This is a genomic window from Nocardia sp. CA-128927, from assembly GCF_050955855.1.
GTDB lineage: Bacteria > Actinomycetota > Actinomycetes > Mycobacteriales > Mycobacteriaceae > Nocardia.
The window spans coordinates 763,420-786,132 of sequence record NZ_CP192087.1 but is presented as its reverse complement, the minus strand read 5'-3'; the positions used below and the strand labels follow the sequence as shown (position 1 = coordinate 786,132).

General features: G+C 67.0%; 24 protein-coding genes and 1 tRNA gene. 10 read left to right on the top strand and 15 right to left on the bottom strand.

Going from position 1 to position 22,713, the window contains the following annotated elements; genetic code table 11:
• Positions 1 to 84: 84 nt before the first annotated feature.
• A complete protein-coding gene (locus ACQPW1_RS03855) occupies positions 85 to 1,002 on the bottom strand; it encodes an AraC family transcriptional regulator (RefSeq protein WP_433661401.1) in 918 nt (305 codons plus the stop codon).
• 94 nt (positions 1,003 to 1,096) lie between these two features.
• Between ACQPW1_RS03855 and ACQPW1_RS03850 the strand changes: the two genes are divergently transcribed.
• Positions 1,097 to 2,155 (top strand): saccharopine dehydrogenase NADP-binding domain-containing protein, encoded by a 1,059-nt coding sequence (locus ACQPW1_RS03850; RefSeq protein WP_433661400.1) that lies wholly within the window; start codon positions 1,097 to 1,099, stop codon positions 2,153 to 2,155.
• A gap of 40 nt (positions 2,156 to 2,195) precedes the next feature.
• Here the strand turns inward: ACQPW1_RS03850 and ACQPW1_RS03845 are convergent.
• Positions 2,196 to 2,269: transfer RNA gene (locus tag ACQPW1_RS03845), tRNA-His, on the bottom strand.
• Between the two features lie 98 nt (positions 2,270 to 2,367).
• Here ACQPW1_RS03845 and ACQPW1_RS03840 point away from each other — a divergent pair.
• Positions 2,368 to 2,781, top strand: coding sequence for a cupin domain-containing protein (locus ACQPW1_RS03840; RefSeq protein WP_433661399.1), 414 nt, complete (start codon positions 2,368 to 2,370; stop codon positions 2,779 to 2,781).
• Positions 2,782 to 2,784: 3 nt separating this feature from the next.
• Here ACQPW1_RS03840 and ACQPW1_RS03835 read toward each other — a convergent pair whose 3' ends face one another.
• The 3 genes from ACQPW1_RS03835 to ACQPW1_RS03825 form a co-directional block, all read right to left on the bottom strand.
• Positions 2,785 to 3,726, bottom strand: coding sequence for an NAD(P)H-dependent flavin oxidoreductase (locus ACQPW1_RS03835; protein WP_433661398.1), 942 nt, complete (start codon positions 3,724 to 3,726; stop codon positions 2,785 to 2,787).
• Between the two features lie 125 nt (positions 3,727 to 3,851).
• Positions 3,852 to 4,181: a hypothetical protein gene (locus tag ACQPW1_RS03830; RefSeq protein WP_433661397.1), complete on the bottom strand. Its 330-nt coding sequence runs from the start codon at positions 4,179 to 4,181 to the stop codon at positions 3,852 to 3,854.
• Complete coding sequence (locus tag ACQPW1_RS03825) at positions 4,181 to 5,437, bottom strand: Rieske 2Fe-2S domain-containing protein (protein ID WP_433661396.1); 1,257 nt, start codon at positions 5,435 to 5,437, stop codon at positions 4,181 to 4,183. The genes ACQPW1_RS03830 and ACQPW1_RS03825 overlap by 1 nt, the downstream gene beginning before the upstream one ends.
• Positions 5,438 to 5,635: 198 nt before the next feature.
• On the opposite strand from ACQPW1_RS03825, the gene hsaA reads away from it, so the two are divergent.
• The 5 genes from hsaA (at position 5,636) to ACQPW1_RS03800 (ending at position 9,504) form a co-directional block, all read left to right on the top strand.
• The gene (hsaA, locus tag ACQPW1_RS03820; protein WP_433661395.1) at positions 5,636 to 6,799 is read left to right on the top strand and encodes a 3-hydroxy-9,10-secoandrosta-1,3,5(10)-triene-9,17-dione monooxygenase oxygenase subunit; all 1,164 of its coding nucleotides are present in this window, start codon (positions 5,636 to 5,638) and stop codon (positions 6,797 to 6,799) included.
• 8 nt (positions 6,800 to 6,807) lie between these two features.
• A complete protein-coding gene (gene hsaD, locus ACQPW1_RS03815) occupies positions 6,808 to 7,686 on the top strand; it encodes a 4,5:9,10-diseco-3-hydroxy-5,9,17-trioxoandrosta-1(10),2-diene-4-oate hydrolase (RefSeq protein WP_433661394.1) in 879 nt (292 codons plus the stop codon).
• Complete coding sequence (hsaC, locus tag ACQPW1_RS03810) at positions 7,686 to 8,591, top strand: iron-dependent extradiol dioxygenase HsaC (protein ID WP_433661393.1); 906 nt, start codon at positions 7,686 to 7,688, stop codon at positions 8,589 to 8,591. Before hsaD ends, hsaC begins: the two co-directional genes overlap by 1 nt.
• Before the next feature lie 62 nt (positions 8,592 to 8,653).
• On the top strand, positions 8,654 to 9,220 hold the full coding sequence (hsaB, locus tag ACQPW1_RS03805; protein ID WP_433665129.1) for a 3-hydroxy-9,10-secoandrosta-1,3,5(10)-triene-9,17-dione monooxygenase reductase subunit: 567 nt from the start codon (positions 8,654 to 8,656) through the stop codon (positions 9,218 to 9,220).
• Positions 9,221 to 9,261: 41 nt separating this feature from the next.
• Entirely contained in the window at positions 9,262 to 9,504 is a 243-nt protein-coding gene (locus tag ACQPW1_RS03800; protein WP_433661392.1) for a DUF433 domain-containing protein, read from the top strand.
• Positions 9,505 to 9,563: 59 nt separating this feature from the next.
• On the opposite strand, the gene dmpG is transcribed toward ACQPW1_RS03800, so the two are convergent.
• Genes dmpG through ACQPW1_RS03780 form a run of 4 tightly spaced genes read right to left on the bottom strand, consistent with a single transcriptional unit; the run spans position 9,564 to position 13,957 of the window.
• A complete protein-coding gene (gene dmpG / locus ACQPW1_RS03795) occupies positions 9,564 to 10,604 on the bottom strand; it encodes a 4-hydroxy-2-oxovalerate aldolase (protein ID WP_433661391.1) in 1,041 nt (346 codons plus the stop codon).
• 12 nt (positions 10,605 to 10,616) lie between these two features.
• Positions 10,617 to 11,528, bottom strand: a complete 912-nt coding sequence (locus ACQPW1_RS03790) for an acetaldehyde dehydrogenase (acetylating) (RefSeq protein ID WP_433661390.1) — start codon at positions 11,526 to 11,528, stop codon at positions 10,617 to 10,619.
• A gap of 10 nt (positions 11,529 to 11,538) precedes the next feature.
• Positions 11,539 to 12,324, bottom strand: coding sequence for a 2-keto-4-pentenoate hydratase (locus ACQPW1_RS03785; RefSeq protein ID WP_433661389.1), 786 nt, complete (start codon positions 12,322 to 12,324; stop codon positions 11,539 to 11,541).
• A 1-nt stretch (position 12,325) separates the two neighbouring features.
• Positions 12,326 to 13,957, bottom strand: a complete 1,632-nt coding sequence (locus ACQPW1_RS03780) for an FAD-binding protein (protein ID WP_433661388.1) — start codon at positions 13,955 to 13,957, stop codon at positions 12,326 to 12,328.
• 104 nt (positions 13,958 to 14,061) lie between these two features.
• Here ACQPW1_RS03780 and kstD point away from each other — a divergent pair, with 104 nt between their 5' ends.
• Both kstD and ACQPW1_RS03770 read left to right on the top strand, forming a co-directional pair.
• Positions 14,062 to 15,780: a 3-oxosteroid 1-dehydrogenase gene (gene kstD, locus ACQPW1_RS03775; protein ID WP_433661387.1), complete on the top strand. Its 1,719-nt coding sequence runs from the start codon at positions 14,062 to 14,064 to the stop codon at positions 15,778 to 15,780.
• A complete protein-coding gene (locus ACQPW1_RS03770) occupies positions 15,780 to 16,640 on the top strand; it encodes a MaoC/PaaZ C-terminal domain-containing protein (protein WP_433661386.1) in 861 nt (286 codons plus the stop codon). The genes kstD and ACQPW1_RS03770 overlap by 1 nt, the downstream gene beginning before the upstream one ends.
• A 63-nt stretch (positions 16,641 to 16,703) precedes the next feature.
• Here the strand turns inward: ACQPW1_RS03770 and ACQPW1_RS03765 are convergent, their stop codons facing one another.
• The 6 genes from ACQPW1_RS03765 to zapE all read right to left on the bottom strand — a co-directional run bounded on the left by ACQPW1_RS03765 (position 16,704) and on the right by zapE (position 22,047).
• Positions 16,704 to 17,183 (bottom strand): hypothetical protein, encoded by a 480-nt coding sequence (locus tag ACQPW1_RS03765; protein WP_433661385.1) that lies wholly within the window; start codon positions 17,181 to 17,183, stop codon positions 16,704 to 16,706.
• On the bottom strand, positions 17,180 to 18,454 hold the full coding sequence (locus ACQPW1_RS03760) for a DUF58 domain-containing protein (protein WP_433661384.1): 1,275 nt from the start codon (positions 18,452 to 18,454) through the stop codon (positions 17,180 to 17,182). The genes ACQPW1_RS03765 and ACQPW1_RS03760 overlap by 4 nt, the downstream gene beginning before the upstream one ends.
• Positions 18,451 to 19,413: an AAA family ATPase gene (locus ACQPW1_RS03755; protein WP_433661383.1), complete on the bottom strand. Its 963-nt coding sequence runs from the start codon at positions 19,411 to 19,413 to the stop codon at positions 18,451 to 18,453. Before ACQPW1_RS03755 ends, ACQPW1_RS03760 begins: the two co-directional genes overlap by 4 nt.
• A gap of 29 nt (positions 19,414 to 19,442) precedes the next feature.
• Positions 19,443 to 19,940, bottom strand: coding sequence for a hypothetical protein (locus tag ACQPW1_RS03750; RefSeq protein WP_433661382.1), 498 nt, complete (start codon positions 19,938 to 19,940; stop codon positions 19,443 to 19,445).
• On the bottom strand, positions 19,937 to 20,857 hold the full coding sequence (locus tag ACQPW1_RS03745; protein WP_433665128.1) for a DUF4129 domain-containing protein: 921 nt from the start codon (positions 20,855 to 20,857) through the stop codon (positions 19,937 to 19,939). The genes ACQPW1_RS03750 and ACQPW1_RS03745 overlap by 4 nt, the downstream gene beginning before the upstream one ends.
• A gap of 173 nt (positions 20,858 to 21,030) precedes the next feature.
• Positions 21,031 to 22,047 carry a cell division protein ZapE gene (gene zapE, locus ACQPW1_RS03740; protein ID WP_433661381.1) on the bottom strand — a complete coding sequence of 339 codons (1,017 nt, stop codon included), beginning with the start codon at positions 22,045 to 22,047 and terminating at the stop codon, positions 21,031 to 21,033.
• A gap of 63 nt (positions 22,048 to 22,110) precedes the next feature.
• On the opposite strand from zapE, the gene ACQPW1_RS03735 reads away from it, so the two are divergent.
• Positions 22,111 to 22,698 (top strand): TetR/AcrR family transcriptional regulator, encoded by a 588-nt coding sequence (locus ACQPW1_RS03735; protein ID WP_433661380.1) that lies wholly within the window; start codon positions 22,111 to 22,113, stop codon positions 22,696 to 22,698.
• The last annotated feature ends 15 nt before the right edge of the window (positions 22,699 to 22,713 follow it).

The following is a 22,713-nucleotide window of genomic DNA, read 5'->3' as shown; positions in this document are numbered from 1 at the left end:
CCTACAGCCGCACATCTCCTGATTTCTGGCACCGAGAATCGCATGCGATTTCCGGTGCGGGAAATCAGAAGGCGTGCGGCGGCCTCAGACCGCGACGAGCGGAGGCTTGTCCTCGGCACGCCGGTATTGCCCTGGGGCGACACCATATTCGCGCTTGAACGCCTTGGCGAAGGCGAATTCGGAGGTGTAGCCGACCTTTCGGGCCACCGTGCCGAGCGGGCCGTCGGTGTCGCGGAGGAGACGGGCGGCGGTGAGCATGCGCCACCGGGTGACGTAGGCCAGCGGCGGCTCGCCGACGGTCGCGGTGAATCGTCGCGCGAGGGTGGCCCGGGAGACGCCCGCGACGTCGCTGAGATCCGGAACGGTCCAGGAGCGGGCAGGCTCCTCGTGCACGGCCCGCAGCGCGGCGGCGACCGCCGGATCGGCGAAAGCGCCTGCCCAGCCAGCGGATTGAGCGTTGGCCTGTTCATCTAGCCAGGCGCGCAGAATGAAGAGCAACAGCGTTTCGAGTATCGCCGGAACAGCGGCATCGCTACCCGGTCGCGGTTCGGCGATTTCAGCGGCGAGCAGGTCGACCGCGCCGCGCAATGCAGGATGACGACCAGGACGAGCCGGAAGGTGGATGAATTCCGGCAGCTCATCGAGCAGCGGATGGGTGCGCTGCCTGCCGAGTTCGTATGCGCCGCACAGCAATGCGGTGCGCACCCCGGGTCCGGTGAGCTCCCTCGGTTCCCCCGGCCGCGCCAGCTCGGTCACCGGACTGTCGAGGCTGTCGACTAGGTCGTGGTCGGCGCCGCGCGGCATGAACACGACATCGCCGACGCCGAGCGCCATCGGCACGCCGCCCGGCGGCACCAACCAGCAGGAGCCCTGCAGCACGACATGGAAACCGGCGCCGGGCACCACGGGGTAGCTGCGTCCCCACGGGGCGTGCCGGATGAACATCCCGGAGGTCGGGCTGCCCGTGCGGATGGCGGCAATGGTTTCGCTGAGAATGTCCACCCGTTCACCATAGCGCTCCACAGTGAGTTTTTGAGATATACCAGCGAGCAATACAGCCATTGGTTAACTCACACAGCGGTCATAGGTTTGAGCCATGACATTGACGAGCGCCACCGAATCCACCAAGACCATCGCCATCTACGGCGCCACTGGCATCACCGGTGGTTACCTCCTCACCGAATTGCGCCGTCGCGGTCTGACCCCGATCCTGGTGGGCCGCAACGCAGCCCGCATCCGCGCCGCCGCCGAGGCCGCCGACCTCCCGAATGCTGAAGTCCGGGTGGCCGATCTCGCCGACCACGACGCACTGGTGACCGCGTTCCTCGGCGTCGACGTGGTGATCAGCAGCCTGCCCGCGTACGTGACACACGGTCCGGCCGTGCTGGCAGCAGCGATCGAGGCCGGGGCGCACTACACCGACATGTCCGGCGAGCAGCTGTTCCTGAAGCAGGTGTTCGACGAGTTCGGTCCGCGGGCCGAAGCGGCCGGGGTCACCCTGATCTCCGGCGTCACCGACAGCAATCTGCCCGGCGACCTGCTCGGTTACTTGACGACCCGTCGGGTCGCCGGTCCGGCCGAGGTCGTGGTCAGCCATCTGAGCAAGAGCGGCGGCAACGGTTCCAAGGGCAGCGCGAAGACGGAACTGGCCAGCCTGGACTGGTTCCGCAGCGGCGGCTGGAACTACGCCGACGGCGAATTCCACACCGGCGCAACGGCTCGGCACTCCTCTATGACCTTCCCCGGCGACACCGCCTCGACCGCGGTCGCGAAATTCCCACAGCCGCCGGTACTTACGATCCCGCGCCACTCGGACGTCTCCTATGTCGAAGGCGTGCTTGCCACTTCGATCCTCGACACGTTGAGCGGCTTCACCGCCGACGTCATCGACTCGCTGCCCGACGCACCGAGCGCGGACCTGCGCTACGACCTGGTCGTCGATGCGTTCGGCGTGGACGGCCGCACGGTCCGCGGCGTCGTGAGCGGCGTGCACTCCTACCGCGATTCGGCACTGATGGCGGTGGAGGTCGCCGTCCGGCTGGCGGATGGCGCCACGAAGCCGGGTGCGCTGGCACCGGCCGAGGCTTTCGACGCGACCGACTTCCTCGACACGCTGGCACCGTTCGGCATCACCTGGCGCATCGCGGAGCGCTGACCTCGCGGTCCGGAAAGGCGCCGGTCCGGCGCCTCTTTCGGGTGAGTGACCGGATTTGAACCCGCGACCTCCTGGATCACAACCAGGCGCTCTAACCAACTGAGCTACACCCACCATGGTGTTCAGCAAAGGTAGCGCGACAGTTCAGCTCCGGTCATCTGGTTTTTCACCGGGACGTACGGCACCACCGTCCGCACATCAGGCATAGTCGAATGATGACCGACAACCGACCCGAACTCGCCGCAGCCCTCGACCTCGCACCACACCCGGAGGGTGGCTGGTTCCGCGAAACCTGGCGCAGCGCTGTGGAATTCAAGCCGGAGGGTTACGACGGCGCGCGGTCCAGCGCGACCGCGATCTACTTTCTGCTACTGCCCGGCGAGCAGTCCGCGCCGCATACGGTCCGCTCGGACGAGCTGTGGCTCTGGCATCGCGGCGGCCCACTGGTGCTGAACATCGGCGGCGAGGAGATCATCCTCGGCCCCGATGTCGAGCACGGTCAGGTGCTACAGGCCGTGATACCGGGCGGGGTCAGTCAAGCCGCTCGACCCGCGGGCGACGAGTACGTGCTGGTCAGCTGCTTCGTCTCGCCAGGTTTCGACTTCGCCGACTTCCAAATGGACTGAGCTCTACGCTCCCGCGTATTCACGCCGCGTCCGGTCGACGAGTTCGGCGACGCCGAGCACCTCGGTGACGCCGGACGCGGCGTGGCCCGCGCTCCAGATCTCCGACCAGTTCTTCGGAGCGGCAGAGTCGGCGAAATGCGCTGCGGTGTCGAAGGTTCCGGCTCGTAAGGCGGCGACATCGATGCCGAGCGCCTGCATCGAGCCCGCCAGCATGTTGGTCGGCAGGCCGGTGAAGGCAGAGGTCAACACCACATCGTCGAGGCTGGACGCGGCCACCAGGTCCTTGTGCGCGGGCGAGGCCATGCTCTCGGCCGTGGCGAGGAACTTGGTGCCCATGTAGGCCAGGTCCGCGCCGAGGGTGATCGCCGCCCGCAAGGCGACGCCGTCGGAGACGCCACCGGCCAAAACCACCGGCCCATCGAAGAATTCGCGAACGGCGCGGACGAACGCGAAGGGATTCGCCCATCCCGTCTGCCCGCCCGCGCCGGCGGTCAGCAAGATCAGTCCGTCGGCCCCGCACTCCACCGCACGCACCGCATGATGCACCGACGCCACATCCGCGAGGACCAGCGAACCCACCTCGTGCAGCGGCTCGACCACATCGCGCGGCGTGCCGACCGAGGTGATCACGATCTCCGTCGGCTGCTCCCGCAGCACCTGCAGATCCGGCAGCAGCCGCGCATTCCCCGGGTGCACAATCAGATTCGCCGCGACCGGCGCGGGACGCGGGCCAGTGCCCGACGTCAGCGCGGCGTCGATCTCCGACAACCACTGCGAGAGTTGTTCTGTCGTACGGGCATTCACCGTGGGGAACGCACCGACCACACCCGCTCGACAGGCCGCGATCACCAGCTCCGGCCCGGAGACCTGGAACATCGGCGCCGCGATCAACGGCACCGTCAGCCGTGCCGTGAGTTCGGCGAATCCCGCCGTCTGCGTGGCCATTGCGCGCCCCAATCTCCGGAACAGTTCCGTTCCGGACAATAGAGCAGCGCCCGCGACATGGGAAAACGGTCAGTTACAGCCTTGGCGAACTGCCTATAAGGCTGGCACCGAAGTTGTCGTATCGCCTACTCAGGCACCTCGACCACACCCTCGTCCACGGCCCACTTGATGGTCTTCTCCAACTGCGGACAGGAGTCGGGACGACCGAGGCCGTGCCCGTTCCTGCTGAGCTCCGCGAAGACCGGGCAGTGCGTCTGCGGCGGCTCGGTCCACTGCACCGAGGTCTGATGCGAACTGCTCTTGCGCACCATCACCTGGCTCTGGCAGGCCTGACACCGCAACGGTGTCAGGCCCTGTTCCAGATAGTGCTGCTTGTCGACCACCGTCTGGGCGCGCACTTCGGCCTGCCGCGCCGGTTGGTCGGCGAAGTCGGGTGCTTTCGCCCAGGTGGCCATCAGACCCCGGCCTCCGCCTGATTGGCCGCGGCCTCGTCGGCCTCGCGCTTGCGGCGCAGGTTCTCCGCGACCTCGGCCTCCCACACCTCGTTGGCCTTGGTGGTGTCCACCTCGAACTCGAAACGCTGGGTCATCTTCTCGGTGACGTCGGCGAGATCGACATAGAACTGGTCGTACCAGCGACGCAGCTGGTAGACCGGGCCGTCCTCCTCGCACAGCAGCGGATTCTCGACCTTGGACTTGTGCTTCCAGATCTCGACATCCTGCAGGAAGCCGACGCTGATGCCCTCGGTCATCTTCGCGGCCAGCTTGTCGGCCATCTCGCCCTCGACGCCCTGCGGCTTCTCCAGCGTGATGCCCCACTGCAGCACGAAGGAGTCCTGGCTCACCGGGTAGTGGCAGTTGATCAGCACGCTCTTGACCTCGTACCCGGTGTACAGGTTGACCAGCGGATTGATCATGTAGGACGGCCCGAAGTACGAGGCCTCCGAGGTCAGCGTGGTGTCGCCGCCGTACTTGGAGGCCATCCCGATGTCCGGCCTGCCCTTGGTGTTCAAGTACTGAGTGGCGATGTGCCCCTCGAAGATGTTCTTGAAGAAGGTCGGGAAGGCGAAGTGGATGTAGAAGAAGTGCGCCATGTCGACGACGTTGTCGATGATCTCGCGGCAGTTCGCGCCCTCGATCAGCATGGAATTCCAGGTCCAGTCGGTCCAGCCGCTGTCGAGTTGCTCGACCGGGTTGCCGTCCGCATCGGTGTAAGGGCCCTTGATATGCGGGATGGTCACCTCGGGCGGCGGCTGGCTGCCCTCGACGTCATGCCAGACGAACAGCTGACCGTTGCGCTCCAGCGTGGTCCACTTCCGGGTGCGCGCCAGCGGTGGCACGCGCTTCCCATACGGAATCGCGGTGCACTTGCCGTTCGTGCCGGACCAGCGCCAGTCGTGGAACGGGCAGGCGATGTCGTCACCCTTGACCTCGCCCATGCTCAGATCGCCACCCATATGCCTGCAGTAGGCATCGAGCACCCGCAGCTCATCGCTGCTGTCGGCCCAGATCACGAGTTTGGTGCCGAACACATTCACCGCGTGCGGCTTGCCGTCGCGGAACGACTTGGCCAGACCGAGGCAATGCCATCCCCTCGCATAGCGGGTGGGCACGGTACCGACATCGAGCTCCCTGGGCTTACCCACCCCGTCGGCTGCGCCTCCTGCCGTCCCCCTTTCCTTCGCACCGCTCCCCTGTGGGGTAACTGCCATCGCGAATCCTCCTCCTTCTGTACTAGAACACGTTACAAAAATGCGGCGCTCCACGCCAGCGATTCCCGTCACTTCCTGCACATGTCCACTTACGGCCCGTCATCGACACCCGTTCTCGACAGAAATAGGAACCTGTTCTAGTCTCAGAGGCAAATGAGTACCGGTTATCCAATTGACCAGGCAGGAGCAGGTCCCGAGATGACGCAAGAAGTGACCGAACGGGTCGACGCGCTGTTGCCGACCCTGCGCGAGCGCGCGCAGGAGGCCGAGGACCTGCGGCGCATCCCCGACGAATCAATGAAGGCGTTGCAGGAGACCGGGTTCTTCCGGCTGCTGCAGCCCAAGCAGTGGGGCGGTCACGCGGCCGACCCGGTGGTCTTCTACGACACGGTGCGCAAGCTGGCCAGCGCGTGCGGATCCACCGGCTGGGTGGCAGGCATTGTCGGCGTACACAATTGGCACCTGGCGCTGTTCGACCAGCAGGCGCAGGAAGACGTCTGGGGCGAGGACACCGAGGTGCGGATCTCCTCGTCGTACGCGCCGATGGGTGCGGGCGTGGTGACCGAGGGCGGCTACCTCGTCAACGGCTCGTGGGCCTGGTCGTCGGGTTCCGATCACGCCACCTGGGCGGTGCTCGGCGGTCCGGTGATCAAGGACGGCAAGCCGGTCGACTTCGGCAGCTTCCTCATCCCGCGCGACGACTATCAGATCGATGACGTCTGGAACGTCGTCGGGCTGCGCGGCACCGGCTCCAATACCGTTGTGGTGAAGGACGTTTTCGTCCCGACGCACCGCTTCCTCAGCTTCCGCAAGATGAGCGAGCAGAAATCGCCCGGCCTGGCCCAGAACACCGACCCGGTGTACAAGATGCCGTGGGGCACCATCCATCCCACGACCATCGCCACCCCCATCGTCGGCATGGCCTACGGCGCGTACGACGCTCACGTCGAGCACCAGGGCAAGCGGATTCGCGCGGCCTACGCGGGCGAGAAGGCGAAGGACGATCCGTTCGCCAAAGTGCGCATCGCGGAGGCGTCGAGCGATATCGACGCGGCCTGGCGGCAGCTGTCCGGCAATGTCGCCGACGAGTACACACTGTTGTTGGCGGGCAAGGAGGTTCCCTTCGACCTGCGGGTGCGGGCACGCCGCGACCAGGTACGCGCCACCGGGCGTTCGATCGCCGCAATCGACAAGCTCTTCGAGAGCTCCGGTGCCACCGCGCTGGCCAATGGCACTCCGCTGCAACGCTTCTGGCGCGACGCGCACGCCGGCCGGGTGCACGCGGCGAACGATCCCGAGCGGGCTTACCAGATGTACGGCCAGCACGAGTTCGGGCTGCCCGTCACCGACGCGATGGTCTAGGGGCTGCTGTGACTTCTACTGTGGAAATCACCGCCGAATCGACCTCCCGCTTCGCCCAGGTACGGCCGGATCTGCGGCTGCACTACCACGAGGCGGGCGTCGGCAACGGCCCGACGATCGTGCTGCTGCACGGCGGCGGGCCCGGCGCGTCCTCCTGGTCCAACTTCTCCCGCAACATCCCGGTGCTGGCACAGAACTTTCACGTGCTCGCCGTGGATCAACCCGGATACGGGCAGTCGGACAAGCCGACCGAGCATCCGCAGTACTTCGTGCACAGCGCCTCGGCGCTGCACGATCTGCTCGCGCACCTGGAGATCACCTCGCGGGTGCACCTGCTCGGCAATTCGCTCGGCGGCGGCGCGGCCGTGCGGTTCGCGCTGGACTATCCGGATCAAGCCGGGAAGCTGGTGCTGATGGGCCCGGGTGGGTTGAGCACCAACCTGTTCGCGCCCGACCCGACCGAGGGCGTGAAGCTGCTCGGCAAGTTCAGCTACCAGCCGACCAGGGAGAACCTGGAGGCGTTCCTGCGGATCATGGTCTTCGATCAGTCGCTGATCACCGAAGAGCTGATCGATGAGCGCTTCGCCGCGGCGAGCACGCCGGAATCGCTGGCTGCCGCCCGTGCGATGGGGAAGTCTTTCGCCAGTGCGGATTTCGAGAAGGGCATGCTCTGGCGCGACGCTTACAAGTTGCGTCAGCCGGTGCTGCTGATCTGGGGTCGTGAGGACCGGGTGAATCCGCTCGACGGCGCGCTGGTCGCGACCAAGCTGATTCCGCGCGCGCAGTTGCACGTCTTCGGCGGCTGTGGACACTGGGCACAGTTGGAGAAGTTCCACGAATTCAACCGGCTGACAATCGACTTCCTCGCCGGTTCCAAGGAGAAGTGATGGGGATACGGTCACTGGCCTACCTGCGCATCGAGGCGACCGATATGGCCGCCTGGCGCGAGTACGGGCTCAAGGTGCTCGGCATGATCGAAGGCAAGGGCGGGAATCCGGACGCGCTGTACCTGCGGATGGATGAGTTCCCGGCTCGGCTGGTGATCGTGCCCGGCGAGAAGGACGAACTGCAGATCTCGGGATGGGAAACCGCCAATGCCGCAGAGCTGCAGGACATTCGGACTCGGCTCGAAACCGCGGGCGTGCCTTACAAAGAGGGCACCGCGGCGGAACTGGCCGATCGGCGGGTGCACGAGCTGATCCGTTTCGACGATCCCTCCGGGAACACCCTGGAGGCGTTTCACGGTGCGGCACTGGAACATCGGCGCGTAGTGAGCCCGTACGGGCACCGGTTCGTCACCGAGGAGCAGGGGCTCGGCCACGTGGTGCTCAGCACCAAGGACGATCAGGCCGCGCTGGAGTTCTACCGGGACGTACTCGGCTTCCGGCTGCGCGACTCGATGCGGTTGCCGCCGCAGATGGTCGGGCGCCCGGCCGACGGTGAGCCCGCCTGGCTGCGCTTCTTCGGCTGCAACCCGCGGCACCACTCGCTGGCGTTCCTGCCCATGCCGACGTCGAGCGGCATCGTGCACCTGATGCTCGAGGTCGAAGAGGCCGACGACGTCGGGCTGTGCCTGGATCGCGCGCTGCGCAAGAAAGTTCGCATGTCGGCGACCCTCGGCAGGCACGTCAACGACAAGATGCTCTCCTTCTACATGAAGACGCCGGGCGGCTTCGACGTCGAATTCGGCTGCGAGGGACTCGAAGTCGACGACAATGATTGGATTGCCCGCGAATCCACCGCCGTGAGCCTGTGGGGCCACGACTTCACGGTCGGGCAGCGCCAGCAGTGACCGACAAGGGGACGGCAGACGGCGAAGCCGGCGGGGTGGGTGAGCACAGCGCGAGCGAAACCATGACCCAACCCGAGATCGACGCACGGGCCTTCCGCAATGTGCTCGGCCAGTTCTGCACCGGCATCACCGTCATCACCACCTTCGACGATGCCGAAGCGCCGATCGGTTTCGCCTGCCAGTCCTTCGCCGCCCTCTCCCTCGACCCACCCCTGATCCTGTTCTGCCCCACCAAGACGTCCCGCTCCTGGGCGGCCATCGAACAATCCGGCCGCTTCTGCGTCAACGTCCTGGCCGAAGAACAACGAGACCTGTGCGCCCGCTTCGGTTCCCGCGAACCCGACAAGTTCGCCGGCGCCCCCTGGCACACCTCAGCTCTCACCCTCCCCGTCCTCGACGACGCACTCGCCACCATCGAATGCACAGTCGACAGCGTGGTAGACGGCGGCGACCACTACATCGTCGTCGGCCGAGTCCAAGCCCTGACGGAATCAACAGCCTCCGGCCGCCCCCTCCTGTTCTACCGAGGCCAATACACCGCCATCGAACCCGACAAGACCACCCCCGCCCCCTGGCGAGCCGACCTCGAACACTTCCTCACCACAACCACCCTCGACACCTGGTTGTAAAACACCGGGCGATAGATCCGGTACCTACATACAGTGGGCCGATGTCCCTGCTCGGCCGGATCACCATCGACCCCGCCCTCTGTCACGGCAAACCCGTCGTGCGTGGCCTGCGCTACCCCGTGGAGTTAATCCTGGGCCTGCTGGCATCGGGGATGACCACCGATGAAATCATCGTGGACTACCCCGAGCTGGAGACTGCGGACGTCCTGGCCGCGCTGGAATACGCTGCGGCAGTGGTGCGCCGCGGCGCAACCGTCGACGAACTACTCAGGTGGCAGGACTAGCGAATTCAGCCCGGGGACCGCTGATGTCGCGGTGGGGTGCCGCGACATCAGCTGATCGGTCAGGTGGCGGGGACTGTTTCCTTCTCGCGCTGGAGTTCCAGGGCGATATCGATGAGTTGGTCCTCTTGGCCGCCGACGAGTTTGCGTTTGCCTGCGCGGACGAGCATTTCGGCGGCGGAGACGCCGTAGCGTTCGGCTTGGCGTTCGGCGTGCTTGAGGAAGCTGGAGTAGACGCCTGCGTAGCCCATCATCAGGGAGGAGCGGTCCAGGAGGCATTCCTGGGGCATGGCGGGGCGGACTACGTCTTCGGCGGCGTCGGCGATGGCGTAGAAGTCGATGCCGGTCTTGATGTCGAGCTTGTCGCAGACACCGACGAGGGCCTCGACGGGGGTGTTGCCCGCGCCCGCACCGAAACGACGTGCGCTGCCGTCGATTTGGGTGGCGCCGGCGCGGATGGCGTAGATGGAGTTGGCGACGGCGAGGTCGAGGTTCTCGTGGCCGTGGAAGCCGACCTGGGCGTCGCTGCCGAGTTCGGCGACCAGGGCGGCGACGCGGTCGGTGACCTGATCGAGCACGAGAGCACCTGCGGAGTCGACGACGTAGACGCACTGGCAGCCCGCGTCGGCCATGATGCGGGCCTGCTTGGCCAGCACCTCGGGCGGCTGGGAGTGCGACATCATCAGGAAGCCGACGGTTTCCAGGCCGAGCTCGCGGGCCAGGCCGAAGTGCTGGATGGAGACGTCGGCCTCGGTGCAGTGGGTGGCGATGCGGCAGATCGAGGCGCCGTTGTCCTGGGAGATCTTGATGTCCTCCTTGACGCCGACACCGGGCAGCATCAGGACCGCGATCTTGGCCTGGGTCGCCGTCTCGGCGGCGATCTTGATCAGTTCCTGCTCAGGGGTTTTGGAGAACCCGTAGTTGAACGAGGAACCGCCGAGTCCGTCGCCATGGGTGACCTCGATGACCGGAACCTTGGCGCCGTCGAGGGCGGCGACGATATCGCGGACCTCGGTGGCGGTGAACTGGTGACGCTTGTGGTGCGATCCGTCGCGCAGCGAGGTGTCGGTGACGCGGATGTCGAGTTCTGCTGAGTAAGCCATGTTTTCGCTCCTTTACACCCGGGCCGAGACGATCTGACCGGCGATGACCTCGCCGACCTGCGTCGCGGCGGCGGTCATGATGTCGAGGTTGCCCGCGTACGGCGGCAGGAAGTCGCCCGCGCCTTCGACCTCGACGAACACCGAAACCTTCGCCATGCCACCGGAGATCACCGACGGCGGGTCGAACTGCGGGTCGTTGAGCAGGCGGTAGCCGGGCACGTACTTCTGGATGTCGGCGACCATCCGATGGATGGAGTCGGTGATCGCGTCGGTGTCAGCGTCCTCGGGGATGGCGCAGAAGATGGTGTCGCGCATGATCATCGGCGGCTCGGCCGGATTCAGGATGATGATCGCCTTGCCACGCTGTGCGCCACCGATGGTTTCGACGCCGCGGCTGGTGGTCTTGGTGAACTCATCGATGTTGGCGCGGGTACCCGGGCCTGCCGAAACCGACGACACCGAGGCGACGATCTCCGCGTAAACGACCGGCACCACGCGGGATACGGCGGCGACGATCGGGATGGTGGCCTGCCCACCGCAGGTGATCATGTTGACGTTCGGCGCATCCAGATTCGCGCCGAGGTTCACCGGCGGCACCACGGCGGGACCGACGGCGGCCGGGGTGAGATCCACCGCCCGGATACCGGCTTCGGCGTACCTCGGCGCGGCCGCGCGATGCACGTATGCCGAGGTGGCCTCGAAAATCAGGTCGGGCAGCTCGGATTGGCCCAGCAGCCAGTCCACCCCCTCGGCCGAGGTCGCCAACCCCAACCTGCGGGCCCGCTTCAAACCCTCACTGTCGGGATCGATCCCGATCATCCACCGCGGCTCGATCGCCTCTGACCGCAGCAGTTTGTAGAGCAGATCGGTACTGATGTTGCCGGACCCGACGATCGCGGCGGTGACGGTCCCGTTGACGGACACCACAAGCCTCCTAGATGAATTGCAAACGGACAGAGCCGAGTCCAGCGAACTCGGCATGGAACTTGTCGCCCGGCCGGGCGTCGATGGCGCGGGTGCACGAGCCGGGCAGCACGATGTCGCCCGCCTTCAACCGCACCCCGAAACTCGCGACCTTGCGAGCCAGCCAGGCCACCGCGATCACCGGGTCGCCGAGCACGGCGTCGCTACGCCCCTCGGCCACCACCTCGTCGTTGCGGGTGAGCACCGCGTCGATCGCCCTGACGTCGATATCCTTGGGCGCCACCCGTTCCGGGCCGAGCACATAACCCGCTGAAGAAGCGTTGTCGGAGATGGTGTCGGTCAGGCCGATCTTCCAGTCCTTGATCCGCGAGTCGATCAGCTCGATGGCGGGCGCGAAAGCGACTGTCGCGGCGAGCACGTCGGCCTCGGTGCAGTCCGCGCCGGGCAGGTCGGCGCCGAGCACGAAGCCGACCTCCACCTCGACGCGGGGGAACAGATAGTTTCCGGCCTCGACCGGAACATCTTCGTAGACTTCCATTTCCGCGAGCAGATGACCGTAGTCGGGTTCATCCACACCCATCATCTGCTGCATAGCCTTGGACGACAGGCCGACCTTGTGCCCGACGATCCTGGCGCCGGTGTCGAGCCTGCGCCGGATATTGATCAGCTGGATCTCGTAGGCATCGACCACGTCGATGTCCGGATACCGGGCGACCAGTGGATCGATCGCCACCCGATCCCGTTCGGCGAGCTCGAGCTCATCGGCCAATTCGGTTCGTACCGCGTCGGACAGCACGCTAGTTTCCTTCCACTGTTGCTGGATCGAGTTCATCGGACAGCGCTTGTTCACCGGCGGCGGACCGACCGGCCCGGCGGCCGGAGAAGATGCAGTCGGACAGCGACAGCCCGCTGACATAGGACTCCGAGCAGATGCCGATGGCGGTCCTGCCTGCCGCGAAGAGCCCCGGAATATTGTTTCCGGCAGTCGATTTCACCGCGCCGGTGTGCTCGTGCACGACGACGCCGCCGAGGGTGAGCATCGGACACGGATTGGCCAGGCTCGGTTTGATGCCCACATCCAACAACCAGAACGGCCCGGTGCGAAGCGGTTTGGTGAACTCCGCGGGCTTGCCGACGGGATCCGGCGTGCCGTCTTCGATCGCGGCATTGTGCGCGTCCACCGTCGCCCGCAGCCCGGCCACGTCAATCCCGGCCTTGGCCGCGATCGCTTCGAGGGTTGCGCCGCGAATCGCGGTGCGCCGCATCGCCTCGAACTGACCGCGCTGGAACCAGGCGCCCTGCTTACCGATCTGGTCGATCGCGGTCCGCATCAGCTCGTCGTCGGCGAGCAGCCAGCCCTTGCCGTCGTGTTCGGTGATGAGCGCGTGGCCCACCGCCGCGCCGTATCTGGTCTCGTCGATGACCCGGCGGCCCGCGGCATCGACCAGCACCGCACCGGTAAAGGCGCTGGGCGGCAACAGGAACCGCCACGCGGAGACGTTGCCCATCCGATCGGTGGCCGCGCCGACCCGCTGGGCGAGCAGGATGCCGCTGCCGTCGTCACCGGTGGTGCCGAGCGCGAGCCCGCCGCGATAGTCCGGCGCGTATTCGCGCAGCATCGCGCGATTGGCGATGAAACCGCCCGCACTGAGCACCACGCCACGGCGAGCAAGTACCCGAACTGTCTTGCCGTACTGGCGATCCAATCGGTCGAGTCGCTTCTCCAGCGCGGCACGCAGCGGCGGATAGTAGATGCCGGGCTTGGCCGCGACCTTCGCCATCCGCGTGTACCGATCGCGGACACGACCCGGTGCGTCACGCAACGTCCGGCACTCGACCCCGATCACGGTGCCCGCGTCGTCGACGATCAGTTGGGTTGCCTGCGTGAGGGTTTCGACCCGGACCCCGAGCCGGGACGCGGCGGCGGTGAGCGGCCCCGTCAGCTGCTTGCCGGAGGTACCCTTGCCCTTGACCCGATGCCCACGCTGCGCCGCCGGGATGTCCCGGAACGCGCCGGAGATCTCACTGCCCGAGTAGTACAGGTAGTAGCTGTCGTTCGGATACGACGTCTTGTACGGGCACAGCGACGCCTCGAACGGAACGCCATGGCCCTTCAGCCACTCGATCATCGCCGGGCTGCCGTCCACGAAACGGCGCAGCGTCTCGGGCGACACCGCGTCGCCGACCTCACGCTCCAGATACGCGAGCATCGCCTCCGGCGTATCCGCGACACCGGCCTCCTGCTGCACCGACGTCCCGCCGCCCGCGTAGATGATGCCGCCGGACAACGCCGACGCCCCGCCCCCGGCGAACCGCTCCAGCGCGAGCACCTGCGCGCCGTCGGCCGCGGCCTCCAGCGCGGCGGCGGCACCGGCCGCGCCGAAACCGACGACGACCACGTCGGCAACCAGGTCCCAATCGAACCCCATGTAGTTCACTCCGGTCTGAAACTGAAACGAGTTTCTCAGCAAACGGAAAGCCGAGTAAGTCTTCTGCCTCACAACATAGACCAACGGCGGCATCATTCTATAACGTGTTCTACATGATTGATCGGGAATACGATGTGGTGGTCGTCGGCAGCGGCGCTGCGGGCATGACCGCCGCCCTCACCGCCGCCCACCACGGGCTCAGCGTGGTGCTCATCGAGAAGGCCGCGCACTACGGCGGGTCCACCGCACGCTCCGGCGGTGGCGTCTGGATCCCCGGCAACAAGGCGCTGCGCGCGTCCGGCCGACCTGACGACCGCGAGGCAGCCCGCACCTACCTGCACAGCATCATCGGCGACGTGGTGCCCAAGGAGCGGATCGACACCTACATCGACCGGGGTCCGGAGGCGTTCGACTTCGTGCTCGACCACACCCCGCTGAAGATGAAGTGGGTGCCGGGCTACTCCGACTACTACCCCGAGGCGCCCGGCGGGCTCGGCCAGGGCCGTTCGTGTGAACCGGCCCCGTTCAATGCCAAGGTGCTCGGCGCGGAGCTGGCCAACCTGGAGCCGCCCTACGCCAAGGCGCCGCTGAACGTCGTCGTCATGCAGGCCGATTTCGTCCGGCTCAACCTGATCCGCAGGCACCCGAAGGGCATCGCACGCGCGCTGCGGGTCGGTGCGCGCACCTACTGGGCCAAGGCCACCGGCAAGCACATCGTCGGCATGGGCCAGGCGATCATCGCCGCCATGCGCAAGGGGCTGCTCGACGCGAATGTGCCGGTACTGCTGAACACTCCGCTGACCGGGCTCGTCGTGGAGAACGGCGCGGTCACCGGCGTCGAGGCCGAGCACGAGGGCCAGCCCGTCACCTTCACCGCGCGCTACGGCGTGGTGCTCGGCAGCGGCGGTTTCGAGCACAGCGCCGAGTTGCGCACCAAGTACCAGCGCCAGCCGATCACCACCGAGTGGACCACCGGCGCGGCCGCCAATACCGGCGACGGGATCGTCGCGGGCATGGCGGCGGGCGGCGACGTCGGCTTCATGGAGGACGCCTGGTGGGGTCCGACCATCTTCAAGGGCGGGCGGCCGTGGTTCGCGCTGGCCGAGCGCAATCTGCCGGGCACCATCATGGTCAACGCCGAGGGCAAGCGCTTCGGCAACGAGTCCGCGCCCTACGTCGAGGCCGTGCACACCATGTACGGCGGCGAGTACGGGCAGGGCGAGGGACCGGGCGACAACATCCCGGCTTGGCTGGTCTTCGATCAGCGCTACCGCAACCGCTACATCTTCGCCGGATTGCAGCCGGGCCAGCGCTTTCCGTCGCGCTGGATGGAGAACGACAACATCGTCAAGGCGGACACGCTCGAGGAGCTGGCCACCAGGATCGGTGTCCCGTCGGCCGACCTCGCCGCCACCGTCGCCCGCTTCAACACCTTCGCCGAGACCGGCAAGGACACCGACTTCGGCCGCGGCGACAGCCACTACGACCGGTACTACGGCGATCCGACGGTGAAGCCGAACCCGTGCCTGGCCGCGCTGGTGCAAGGTCCGTTCTATGCCGCCAAGATCGTGCCCGGCGACCTGGGCACCAAGGGCGGTCTGGTCGCCGACACCTCGGGCCGGGTGTTGCGCGAGGATGGCAGCCCGATCGTCGGGCTGTACGCCGCGGGCAACAGCTCGACGCCGGTGATGGGCCACACCTACGCGGGCCCCGGCGCCACCATCGGACCCGCGCTCACCTTCGGCTACCTGGCGGTGCTCGACATCGTCGAGAAGCGGGCCGCGCAGCCCACCCGCCCGTTGCCGTCCGCCAAGGAGTCCTGATGCCCATCGATCCGAAAGTCGCGCTCGGCGCGGCACTTCCGCGTCGTGAGTTCGCGTGGACACCGTCCGAGGTGCAGCTGTATCAGCTCGGCCTCGGCGCGGGCACGCGGTGGACCGATCCGGCTGAACTGCGCTATCTCGACGACCGCGGACCGCAGGTGCTGCCGACATTCGCGACGGTCGCGCCGACGCTGCACGAGACCGAGCCGCCGCGAGTCAGCTTCCCCGGCATCGACATCGACCTGGCGAAGGTGGTGCACGGCCATCAGGAGGTGGAGGTGCATCGCCCGATCCCGGCCGCGGGCAAGGCGACGAGCACGGGGCGGATCACCGAGCTCTGGGACAAGGGTTCCGCGGCGGTGGTCGTGCAGGAGCAGACCGTCACCGGTTCCGACGGCGAGCCGCTGTGGACCACGCGTTCGTCGATCTTCGCCCGTGGCGAGGGTGGTTTCGGTGGTGAGCGCGGGCCGAGCACCAAGTCCGAACTGCCCGATCGCGCACCGGATTTCGATGTGACCACGCCGACGTTGCCGCAGCAGGCCTTGCTCTATCGAATGTGCGGGGACCGCAATCCGCTGCACTCGGATCCCGAATTCGCCCGCGCCGCTGGGTTTCCCGCGCCCATCCTGCACGGTCTGTGCACGTACGGCATCGTCTGCAAGACGGCTACCGACACAGTGCTCGGTTCGGATGCCAGCCGGGTCACCGGTTTCCGTGCCCGCTTCGCGGGTGTGCTCTACCCGGGCGAGACGATCCGCACCCGCATCTGGCAGCAGGACGGTGAACTGACCATCGCCGCAACGGTGGTCGAGCGCGAGGACGCCCCCGTCCTCGGCGACGTGACCCTGCGGTTCCGCTGACGTTTCCCGCACATCTCCTGATCTGCCGCACACGGATTCGCATGCGATTCGATGTGCGGTAGGTCAGGGGGTGTGCGGCTGTGGTTGGGTGCTGACCGGGTGGGGTGCGCCGTCGTTGCGGGCGCGCCGGATGGCTGCGCCGTGAACTACCAAGGCGTACAACAGGATCACCAGGACCGGGGCGGCGAGTGGGGCCCAGGCCAGGCGCAGCGGGACCAGGGCGGCACCGACGCCTACGGCTGCGAAGCCGACCGCGCCGGTCACCGAGGGGACGGTGGTCGGCACCACGCCGTGTGGGGCGGTGACGGTGGCGGCGTTGAGCAGATAGGTGGTGGCGACGAGTCCCATTGCCGCGGCGGCGAGTACGCCGGGGTTCGCGACGGCGAGCACGCCGATGGCCAACAGCACGGCGGCCACCGCCACCGGGCGGAACCACCAGCCGAGCGAGACCAGGACGAGCGCGGGGACGGCCGCCCACGGTTCCAGCAGCGCCACCGACGTCACCAGCAGTACACCCGACAGAACGGCGAGGAATCGGGTCATCGGCGCACCCGCACGGTGCGGCGGTGCTCCGGCAGCACCCGCATGATCTGATCGAGCCGGGTGTCCGCGGGCCAAGCCACGATGTCGACGCCGACGGTCCCCATGTCGCGATACATGGAGGCCCGCTCGAGCTGCCACATCTTGGCCAACGTCGGATCCAGCAGCCCGCGAAATGGTGTGCCGCGCAAGACATCTACCACCACGACAACATGCCCGCGCTTGCGCAGATCGATCAGCGCGAGCGCGAACTGGGTGTCGAGCAGCGTGGAGAAGGCGACCACGATGGCACCCAGTGGCACGGCCGAGTGCGGCGCGAGGGTGCCGGTGGTCGGGATGTACTCGTCGCCGACGTCGAGCACGGTGTCGACGATCCGATAGAACTGGCGACGCCCGATATCCGGCCGCAGCCAGCGCGGGCCCTGACCGAGGCAGACGACCGCCGTCCGGTCTCCGGCCTGCAAGGTGGACTGCACCACCTGTGCCGCGCCGCGCACGGACAGTTCCAGGGAATCGGTGGCGGGGCCTGGTGCCTGCTGCGAGGTATCCACCAGCACAACGACATCCGCAGAACGGTTGGTCAGCCGCTCGGTGACGTACAGCCTGCCGCGCCGCGCACTCACCGGCCAGTTCACGATGCGCAGCTGGTCGCCGGGCGCGTAGGCGCGGATGTCGGCGTACTCGACGCCGGGTCCGTGCCGACGGGTCAGGTGGGTGCCGAGGCGCTCCGGAAGTTCGGTGCGCGGCAATCGCATTCGCTGCGGATCGGTGATCGGGTAGACGAACAGCTGCCCCGCGGGCAGCACGACGTTCGCGACCGACAGACCCGCCGGGCTGAGCGCGGAGACCCGCACCGACACCGGATAGCGACCCCACCGGTCCGCCGACAGCGCGAGTCGCAGACCGGCCGGGGCGGGGCCGGAATCGTTCGCCTCCTCGACCTCGATGCCCAGTGCCGCAATCTTTTCCGGCTTGAGCCGCAGCAGCGCATGTCCCTTTTCGACGAAGGCGGCGACGGTCAGCACGACCTCTTCGGATTCGAAGCACCGCAGCGTCCCGCCGCCGTCGACCTGGATCCTGGTCGAGGACTGCTGCCACGGCGCGGTGGCCAGCACACCGAGCAGCGGCGCGGCGAAGACGACCAGCTGCCAGCGCCCGAGCACGACCGCGAGCACCAGCGCCGCCGCGGCGCAGATGGCCAGCATGAAGACCAACGGTGCCGGGCGCCACCGCAATTCGGCCTCGACCGCGGTGCTGGCGTCGCGATGCCTCATGTCACGGTGGCGCGCGGAACAGGCAGGCGGCGCAGCAGTTCGGTGATCACGTCCTCGCCGCGGATCCGGCGCACCCACATCTCCGGGCGCAGGGTGATCCGGTGCGCCATGGCCGGAATCGCCAGTGCCTTCACGTCTTCGGGAATCACATAGTCGCGGCCGAGCAGCAGCGCGCGGGCTCGCGACATCTGTACCAGGTCCAGCTCGGCACGCGGACTCGCGCCGACCTCCACCTGCGGGTGCGCCCTGGTGGCCGAGGCCAGCGCGACTACGTAGCTCACCACGTCCGGATGCACCGTGACGTACTCGACCGATTGGCGCATCTCCATCAGCCCGTTCGCGTCCACCACCTGGGTGACCTGCGGCGTTGTCGAGCCACGCTCCAGCCTGCGCCGGATCATCTGCTTCTCGTCCTGTTCGGACAGGTAGCCGAGCCGGAGCTGGATCGCGAACCGGTCCAGCTGGGCCTCCGGCAGCGGGTAGGTGCCCTCGTACTCGATCGGGTTGTCGGTCGCCAGCACGATGAAAGGCTGTGGCAGCTGGAAGGTTTCGCCGTCGATGCTGACCTGTCCCTCGGCCATCGACTCCAGCAGCGCGGCTTGGGTTTTCGGTGGGGTCCGGTTGATCTCGTCGGCGAGCAGCACATTGGTGAAGACCGGGCCGCGGCGAAAGGTGAAGCGGCCGGAGGTCATGTCGTAGATGGTCGACCCGAGCAGGTCGGCGGGTAGCAGGTCGGGCGTGAACTGCACGCGGGTGAATTGCAGGCCGAGCGCCGCGGCGAACGATCTGGCGATCAATGTCTTGCCGAGCCCGGGTAGGTCCTCGATCAGGACGTGACCGCCGGCGAGCACCGCGATCATGATCAACCGCATCTCTTCCTGCTTGCCAACGATGACCCGGGATAGCTCCCTGAGCACGGCATCGCTGCGCTGGACTGTGACATCCATCGGCATCGTCATGTGTGTACCCGCACTTGCCTCAACCCATTTCACATTCTCTGCAGGCGGCTCAGGATCTCGTCCAGCGCCGCCCGTCCCGGTGCCCTAGTGGTCTGATCACGCAATGCCGAGTTGGCCGGGTCTACCCAGCGCCACAGTTCCGGCCCGAACAGGTGGATGCCCGCGGCCTCGGTCGCCCGCCGATTCTTCGCGACCCGCTGCCCGCTGGACAGCTCGAACTCCTTGGCCAGCAACGGGCGCAGGTGCCGGTCCCAGTCGGCGCGGGTGCCGTCGGCGCGGTCGGCGAGCATCTGCGCCCTGGCGTGCCAGCGGCGCAGCATCTCGGCCGGACCGTTCTCGATCTCGTCGATATCCTGATAGCCGCGCGGCTCCGCACGCTCGAGCAGCGACCAGACGAGCCAGGCGAAGGCCACCGCCACGGGTACCGCCGCGACGATCAGCAGCACCCCGCGGGCTCGGTCGAGGGTGACGAGTTCGATCAGCGCGATGACGATCGCGGCACTGATGACGATGGCCGTTCGATTCAAGCTGCCGCCTCTCCTTGCAAGTCCGCCAGGACGATTCGCAATAGCTGCTCGGCCCGCATCCGCTGCCACTCGAGCATCGCGTGCGGGCTGAACCTGGCCTCCTCGAACAGCGAGACCAGCTCCCGCGCGGACGCGTCGTGCAGCGCGCCGCGCTCGAAGGCGCGGGCCAGCACCTCCATCGGGGTGTCCGAAACCAGTGGCGCGGCGGCCCGATCGAAGGCGAGTCCGCGTTCCATCGCGACGTAGCAGGCGATGATCGCGGCGCGCGGCTCCTGGCCGGGCACATTCATTGCGGCCAAGCCCATTTCGGCGGCCCTGGCGAGTGAGTCGACCGCGGTGGGCGCGACCGGGACCAGCGGCAGCGGGGCAGGGGCGGGCTTACGTCGGGAGGCCACCGCGACCACGATCAGCCCGGTCATCGCCACGCCGAGCAGTGCGATCGCCGCGATGACGGTCAGCAGTAAGGCGGTGCCGGTCAGTTCGGCGGGGGTGCTGCCGGGGTCCGGTGTCGCGGTGGCGAACTCGTCCGGCGGTTGACCGGTGGTGGGGGCCGATGCCGGTGGTGGGGGCGCGCTTTCGCGTCCGACGCCGACGAAGAACACCGCGGAGGCGGCCGCGAGGACAAGAGACAGTGCCGCGAGCGCGGCCAGCACCAGCAGGCCGACGCGGCCGAGGCGCCACTGCTGGCGGTCGGTGTCGCGGTCGGGCTCGGGCATGGCCAGCGGCAGGCGGTGCTGGCTGGCGATCACCCCGGCGAGCAGGATCACCATGGAAACGGTGAGCAGCACCGGCATCAGCGCCACCGACAATGCCGAAGAGGCGGGGCGATTATCGCGGGATTCGGTCACTCCTGGGATGTATCCGTGCAGGGTGAACGCGGCAAGGGCCAGCAGCGTGATCAGCACGATCACGCGCATTATCGGCGCTCGCGCCCCAGCCACTGATTACCACCAAATCTGAGTACTGCACAAAACAGCCACATAGTTACATGCCGGACGGTCCGCTCGGGAGGGAATCGAATACTTCGGAATACATCCTCTTAAACCGTGCACGATGCGGCTCCGGCCCAGGTCGTCCGTGCCTTGCACAACTATCCGATGGGCGAAGGTTCTAATTGGGATAGTTCACAAAGACGGCTGTTGAGTCGCGCGATATCGGGGACATTCCGGACACCGTCGACCAAGTCCGCCAACGGTACTCGTGCCCGCACGGTGAGTTCTCGGTCCGCGTCGTAGAGCACGTCGACCACATTGACGAAACGCGTCGCCCAGTCGGGTGGTACTTCGCGCAGGGGTGGGGCGTCGCAGATGGTCCACTGTTGAAAGCGCTGGGCCAGTTCGACATAGTCGGCGGGGGCGGTGGGAGTGCCGCAGAGCGAGGCGAATTCGATGGTGAGTGCGGTATCGGTGGTGGATCGGGCGCGTAGTCGGCGGGTGCCGATCTGCACCCAGATCGCGTCCGGGCTCACAGCGTCGCGGGTCTGTGCGTGATCGGATCGGGTCGCGGGATCGATCCGATATCGACCGGCCGCGAAACCTGTTCGCCGGGTGCGTGATCGGCCTGCCCGCGTGCGATAGTCCAGCGGCCCGTCGACCGAGACAACGTCCAGATTCGCGGTGATCCGGGCGATCGTCGGCAGAAACCGCTCGTGGAACAGCGGATTCGGCAGCAGTTCTTCGGGTGGGTAATTCGACGTCACCACCAGGGTCACCCGCCGCGCGAACAAAGCGTCGAGCATTCGCGCGATGAGCATCGCGTCGCCGATGTCGTGCACATGGAATTCGTCGAAGCAGACCAGCCGCGCATCACCGAGCAGCGCGGCCACCGCCTTATCGATGGAGCCGGACGCATGCACCGCCGCGTGCAACCGCACAAAGAACTGATGAAAGTGATAGCGGCGCTTACGATCCGACGCGACTTCGGCAAAGAACCGATCCATCACCATCGTCTTCCCCCGCCCCGGCCTGCCATACAGGTAAATCCCCCGATGCCGCTTGATCGGCCGACCCCGCCGATCGATCAACTCCCCCAGCCGTGCCACCGCCCGCACCTGATCCACGTCTAGGACGACCCCCGAAGCCGCGCCGGTCGCACCGTTGATTTCCATGGCACCTCCTTTTCCTCTACATTTGTAGAGGACACCGCCGAGGCGAGGCCAGGAAAGGTGACCATGTCCACAACCGACCGCCGCACACTGATCGTCGACGCCGCAATCGATCTGATTGCCACCCAAGGCCTTCGAGCACTCACCCACCGAGCCCTCGACACCGCCCTCGACCTCCCCACCGGCTCGGCCTCCTACTACTTCCGCACGAAACGCGCCCTAATCGAAGCGATCGTCGACCGAATCACCACCCGCTCCCGCGAAGACTTCACCGCCGCCCAACTCACCCCGACCGACCCCATCGATCCCGACACCACCGCCGCCGGAATCGCCGTCTGGCTCGACCGCCTACTAACCGACCGCCGCAATCACCTGATAACCCGCCACGCCCTCACCCTCGACCTACTATCCGACCCCGACCTACACCCCCGCCTAGCCCGCAGTCTGTTCTCCACCGAACGCGCCCGAAACCTGTTCGACGCCATGGGTATCCGAGATCCAGCGACCGCCGCAGCCGACTTCATCGCCCTACTCGAAGGCGCAATCTTCGACCGCTTCGCAGGCAGCCGCGCGAGCCTGGCAGCAGGCACCCCAGAAAGCATTCGCCAACTCACCAACTTGGTGACGATCTGCTTCCGAGGAGTCATGCCCTAGCCCCAGAGCGGCTAT

What these genes read in the sequence shown, in the direction of transcription:
- ACQPW1_RS03850 (WP_433661400.1), top strand. Translation starts at nt 1,097, where the DNA reads ATGACATTGACGAGCGCCACCGAATCCACCAAGACCATCGCCATCTAC.
- ACQPW1_RS03840 (WP_433661399.1), top strand. Translation starts at nt 2,368, where the DNA reads ATGATGACCGACAACCGACCCGAACTCGCCGCAGCCCTCGACCTCGCA.
- ACQPW1_RS03835 (WP_433661398.1), bottom strand. Translation starts at nt 3,726, where the DNA reads ATGGCCACGCAGACGGCGGGATTCGCCGAACTCACGGCACGGCTGACG.
- ACQPW1_RS03830 (WP_433661397.1), bottom strand. Translation starts at nt 4,181, where the DNA reads ATGGCCACCTGGGCGAAAGCACCCGACTTCGCCGACCAACCGGCGCGG.
- ACQPW1_RS03825 (WP_433661396.1), bottom strand. Translation starts at nt 5,437, where the DNA reads ATGGCAGTTACCCCACAGGGGAGCGGTGCGAAGGAAAGGGGGACGGCA.
- hsaA (WP_433661395.1), top strand. Translation starts at nt 5,636, where the DNA reads ATGACGCAAGAAGTGACCGAACGGGTCGACGCGCTGTTGCCGACCCTG.
- hsaC (WP_433661393.1), top strand. Translation starts at nt 7,686, where the DNA reads ATGGGGATACGGTCACTGGCCTACCTGCGCATCGAGGCGACCGATATG.
- hsaB (WP_433665129.1), top strand. Translation starts at nt 8,654, where the DNA reads ATGACCCAACCCGAGATCGACGCACGGGCCTTCCGCAATGTGCTCGGC.
- ACQPW1_RS03800 (WP_433661392.1), top strand. Translation starts at nt 9,262, where the DNA reads ATGTCCCTGCTCGGCCGGATCACCATCGACCCCGCCCTCTGTCACGGC.
- dmpG (WP_433661391.1), bottom strand. Translation starts at nt 10,604, where the DNA reads ATGGCTTACTCAGCAGAACTCGACATCCGCGTCACCGACACCTCGCTG.
- ACQPW1_RS03780 (WP_433661388.1), bottom strand. Translation starts at nt 13,957, where the DNA reads ATGGGGTTCGATTGGGACCTGGTTGCCGACGTGGTCGTCGTCGGTTTC.
- ACQPW1_RS03770 (WP_433661386.1), top strand. Translation starts at nt 15,780, where the DNA reads ATGCCCATCGATCCGAAAGTCGCGCTCGGCGCGGCACTTCCGCGTCGT.
- ACQPW1_RS03765 (WP_433661385.1), bottom strand. Translation starts at nt 17,183, where the DNA reads ATGACCCGATTCCTCGCCGTTCTGTCGGGTGTACTGCTGGTGACGTCG.
- ACQPW1_RS03760 (WP_433661384.1), bottom strand. Translation starts at nt 18,454, where the DNA reads ATGAGGCATCGCGACGCCAGCACCGCGGTCGAGGCCGAATTGCGGTGG.
- ACQPW1_RS03755 (WP_433661383.1), bottom strand. Translation starts at nt 19,413, where the DNA reads ATGACGATGCCGATGGATGTCACAGTCCAGCGCAGCGATGCCGTGCTC.
- ACQPW1_RS03745 (WP_433665128.1), bottom strand. Translation starts at nt 20,857, where the DNA reads ATGCGCGTGATCGTGCTGATCACGCTGCTGGCCCTTGCCGCGTTCACC.
- zapE (WP_433661381.1), bottom strand. Translation starts at nt 22,047, where the DNA reads ATGGAAATCAACGGTGCGACCGGCGCGGCTTCGGGGGTCGTCCTAGAC.
- ACQPW1_RS03735 (WP_433661380.1), top strand. Translation starts at nt 22,111, where the DNA reads ATGTCCACAACCGACCGCCGCACACTGATCGTCGACGCCGCAATCGAT.